The sequence below is a fragment of the Silicimonas algicola genome, assembly GCF_003148765.1.
GTDB classification, from domain to species: Bacteria; Pseudomonadota; Alphaproteobacteria; order Rhodobacterales; family Rhodobacteraceae; genus Silicimonas; species Silicimonas algicola.
Genome location: NZ_QGGV01000025.1, coordinates 1 through 1,387, shown reverse-complemented (window position 1 = coordinate 1,387; position 1,387 = coordinate 1). Strand labels below are relative to the sequence as shown.

Genomic DNA, 1,387 nt, shown 5'->3' with positions numbered 1-1,387 from the left:
TCATTTGTGGACGGCTCCGGTTTTGCAAGGTTTTTCTCGAGCGACTTGGATCGAAGCAGGTAGCGGTCATTTGTCCGGCCTGTGTGCGCGGCGTGTCTGACCGCTGGCCCTGATGAAGTCCGCTTGCCGGGTCCCAAATCAGATTAACGAGCGTTGACGCCCAGACAAGACCTCGGGGTGTCCCGGCAGCGGCGACGCTTGATCATCATCACTCACGTCTGCCCTTGCATCTCATCGCGGTGCCTTTGGAGCGCCGCCATGTCCTCCGTCGTTCAGATGGCCGCTGCGACCCTGTAGGTCTCTCCCTTCACAAGCAGCGCCCATGCGGTGCGCGCCGTCTTGTTGGCGATGGCCACGGTCACGAGCCGCGTTGGCTTGCGTTCAAGCAGGGATCTGACCCAGGCCCCGCTCCGGGTGTTGGTGGTTGGCGCGCGCCGTGTCACCGAAGTGGCGCCGACCACAAGCAATCGGCGCAGATAGCCGTTGCCCATCTTCGAGACCCGTCCCAGCCGATCCTTCCCGCCTGAGGAGTTCTGTCGTGGCACGAGCCCGAGCCAGGCCGCGAACTGCCGGCCCGATTTGAAGACGGTCGGATCCGGCACGCTGGCCGCGAGCGCCGTGGCGGTAATGAGGCCTACGCCCGGGATCGTCTCGAGCCGCTGGCTTGCCTGGTTCTGCCGGTGCCACGCCATGAGCTCGCGTTCGATTTTGCGGATCTCTTCAGTCAAGGTCTCAAGCTGGGCGGCCTGCGATAGAAGCGCCGACCGAGCAAGGGCCGGCAAGTCCAGCCCGTCGTTCGGGTCGCTCAGGCGCCGGACGAGGTCGACAACCTTCCGTGGTCCCTGCGCGGTGATCGTGCCGAACTCCGCCAGATGTGCACGGATCGCGTTTAGGATCATCGTGCGTTGCCGCATCAGCAGGTCGCGTGACCGGTGCAGCACCAGGACCGCCTGCTGTTCCTCGGTCTTCACGGGGACAAAGCGCATGTTTTTTCGGGTCACAGCCTCGCAGATCGCCTCGGCATCGGCCGCATCGTTCTTCTGACGCTTCACGTAGGGCTTCACGTAGGCAGGCGGGATCAGACGCACCTCGTGCCCGAGCGCTGCAATCTCCCTCGCCCAGAAGTGCGAAGTCGGGCAGGCTTCCATGCCGATCAGGCAGGGTTCGAGCTTGCGGAGAAAGTCGAGCGCCGCCCCGCGGCGCAGCTTCTTCTGCAGGACAACTGTGCCGCTGTCGTCAACGCCATGAAGCTGAAAGACGGACTTGGCGAGGTCGATCCCGAGTGTTGTAATCTCCATGTGGTCGGCTCCTTCCTTTGTTGGCTGTCACACTGCACCAACATGGCACAATGCGATGCCGTCGGGGTGGAGCCGTCCACACCATCAGA

The 1,387-nt window shown here is 63.4% G+C and carries 1 protein-coding gene; it reads right to left on the bottom strand.

Annotation, left to right across the window (positions count from 1 at the left end):
* Positions 1-272 precede the first annotated feature (272 nt).
* On the bottom strand, positions 273-1,298 hold the full coding sequence (locus C8D95_RS21605) for an IS110 family RNA-guided transposase (RefSeq protein WP_109761271.1): 1,026 nt from the start codon (positions 1,296-1,298) through the stop codon (positions 273-275).
* Positions 1,299-1,387: the final 89 nt, after the last annotated feature.

Excerpts from the sequence above, each read along its gene's own strand:
- C8D95_RS21605 (WP_109761271.1), bottom strand. The coding sequence starts at position 1,298 with ATGGAGATTACAACACTCGGGATCGACCTCGCCAAGTCCGTCTTTCAG.